Source organism: Variovorax sp. 01T439_2 (genome assembly GCF_056398445.1).
The window spans coordinates 1-2,471 of record NZ_JBFTPJ010000886.1 but is presented as its reverse complement, the minus strand read 5'-3'; the positions used below and the strand labels follow the sequence as shown (position 1 = coordinate 2,471).

3 protein-coding genes and 1 pseudogene are annotated in these 2,471 nt (G+C 68.1%); all 4 read right to left on the bottom strand.

Annotation, left to right across the window (positions count from 1 at the left end; genetic code table 11):
- The coding region (locus tag AC1DOC_RS29285; RefSeq protein WP_478131080.1) for a carbamoyl-phosphate synthase domain-containing protein at positions 1–373 on the bottom strand (373 nt) is incomplete at its 3' end.
- A gap of 198 nt (positions 374–571) precedes the next feature.
- Positions 572–1,366, bottom strand: a complete 795-nt coding sequence (locus AC1DOC_RS29280) for a TrmH family RNA methyltransferase (protein WP_018905014.1) — start codon at positions 1,364–1,366, stop codon at positions 572–574.
- 8 nt (positions 1,367–1,374) lie between these two features.
- Positions 1,375–2,097: a ribonuclease HII gene (gene rnhB, locus AC1DOC_RS29275; RefSeq protein WP_478131079.1), complete on the bottom strand. Its 723-nt coding sequence runs from the start codon at positions 2,095–2,097 to the stop codon at positions 1,375–1,377.
- A pseudogene (locus AC1DOC_RS29270) lies at positions 2,069–2,471 on the bottom strand (lipid-A-disaccharide synthase); the annotation flags it as partial. The gene rnhB and the pseudogene AC1DOC_RS29270, both read right to left, overlap by 29 nt.

The window sequence follows — 2,471 nt, the reverse complement described above, 5'->3', positions numbered from 1 at the left end:
GCTTGCGGGTGTCGATGTTCGCGATGGCCACCGTCTTGCCGGCCACGAGGTATTCGCTCAGCGTGGCGGTCTTGCGGAAGTTGGAGGCGACGAGGGGCAGGTCCTTGATGATCAGGCCCGCGGCATGGATCTTGTCGGCTTCGATGTCTTCCCCGTTGACGCCGTAGTTGCCGATGTGCGGATACGTGAGCGTCACGATCTGCTGGCAGTAACTCGGGTCGGTSAGGATTTCCTGGTAACCGGTCATSGCGGTGTTGAACACCACTTCGCCGGTCGTGGAGCCGGCGGCTCCGATCGAATTGCCTTGAAAGACCGTGCCGTCTGCGAGCGCCAGGATGGCGGGCGGGAAACTTCCCTTGAGAGACAAAAGCACTGGGTTCTCCGGATGGTTACGGTCGCCCGGAGCCCCAGGCGCGTTGCCTGCGGACTGCTGCTTAAGGGGATTTTGGCGTTAAAGGCGGCCGGGCGACGCTATTGCGAGTAAGCCCCCGATTGTAGCCCGGCGGCATCGCCCTCTCGGGCCTCGGGGCCGGAAAACATTCGCGCCTCATGCCTATGCGGCATTCGAGGATCAGGAAGCCGCCTGGACAAGCGCCGCCGCGCCGCTCGCGTGCAGGCAGATCGCCGCCGCAGCCGCCACGTTCAGCGACTCCTCGCCGCCCGGCTGCGCAATCCGGATGTGACGGCTGGCGCGGGCTTCCAGCGCCGCTGAAACGCCCTGCCCTTCGTGCCCCAGCAGCCATGCGCAGGGATGCGGCAGCCTCGCCTCATGCAGCCAGTCTCCACGGTGGGAGCTGGTGGCCACCAGCGGCACCTTCAGTTCGTCGAGCGCATCGGCCTCCACGCCTTCGATCAGCCGCAGCCCGAAATGCGCGCCCATGCCGGCACGCAGCACCTTCGGCGCCCACAGGGCGGCCGTGCCCTTGAGCGCGATCACCTGCTTGAACCCGAAAGCCGCCGCGCTGCGCAGGATGGAACCGGCGTTGCCGGCGTCCTGCAGGCGGTCGAGCACCACGCTGGGCGCATCGGGAAGCAGTTCCGGCCGCGCCGGCAGATCGAGCACGAAGCCCATTGGCGCAGGCGACTCCAGGCCGCTGACGGCCCGCAGCAGATCGTCGTCCACAACTACCGTTTTGATAGCAGAACTCGCCCATTCGGCGGGCGCCGACGGCCAGAATGACTCCGAAAAAACGGCGACCGCAGGCCGGATGCCGCGCGCAAGCGCCGCCCGGCAGAGATGGTCGCCTTCGAGCCAGACCCGGCCCAGCCGGCGGTAGGCGCCCGGGTCCTGGGCCAGCTTGCGCAGCTCCTTGAGCAGGGGGTTGTCGCGCGAACTGATGTGGTTCGCGCCGGTGGGACTGGTCATACTTCGGCTCAGGGCGCGGTGCGCAGGTCGAGGTGCACGGTCTCGGCTGCCGGAAATTCGGCCGGAACCTGCATCGAGGCCTCGAGCACGAGCGCCGCGGCGCCCTCCGCCGTGCGCGCCAGCGCCGCGGCCACCGGGCTGAACGACCTGCGGTGATGAATGCACGCGCCATGGCGCTGCAGCGCCTCCAGGTGCTCCGGCGTGCCGTAGCCCTTGTGGCCGGCAAAGCCGTAGTGCRGAAACTCCAGGTGCAGTTGCTCGCACAGCCGGTCGCGATGGACCTTGGCCAGGATCGAGGCGGCGGAAATCGCCTTGATCCGCGCGTCGCCCTTGACGATGGCCTCGGCCAGCACGTCGAGCGTGGGCAGGCGGTTGCCGTCGACCAGCACCTTGGCGGGCTTCAGGCGCAGGCCCTCGACTGCGCGGCGCATCGCGAGCATGGTGGCCTGCAGGATGTTGTGGGTGTCGATTTCCTCGACCGTGGCCTGGGCCACCGAGCAGCACAGCGCCTTGGCAAGGATCTGGTCGTTCAGGCGTTCGCGCTGCAAGGCCGTGAGCGTCTTGGAATCGGCCAGGCCGCGGATCGGCCGCTGGTCGTCCAGGATGACCGCTGCCGCGACGACCGGGCCGGCCAGTGGCCCGCGGCCCGCCTCGTCGACGCCCGCAACGAGGCCCGGCGCGTCCCACACGAGGGCCGCCTGCTCAGCCTTCAAGAACTTTCTGGATCGCATCGGCGCAARGTGTGGGCGTATCGCGCTGCAGTTGCACGTGCAGCTCTGAAAATTTTTGTTGCAGCGCCTGCGTTTTCTCGGGCGCGTCGAGCCAGGCGAGCGTGGCGTCGGCCAGCGCCTGCGGCGTGGCGGCCTCCTGCAGCAGCTCGGGCACCACGAATTCACGCGACAGGATGTTGGGCAGGCCGACCCATGGCTGGAGCTGCTTGCGCTGCATCAGGCGCCATGACAGCGCATTCATGTTGTACGCGATGACCATCGGCCGCTTGAACAGCGCCGCCTCGAGCGTGGCGGTGCCGCTGGCGATCAGGGTGGCGTCGCAGGCGGCCAGCGCTGCATGCGACTGGCCATCGAGCAGTTGCACCCGCCCCGCT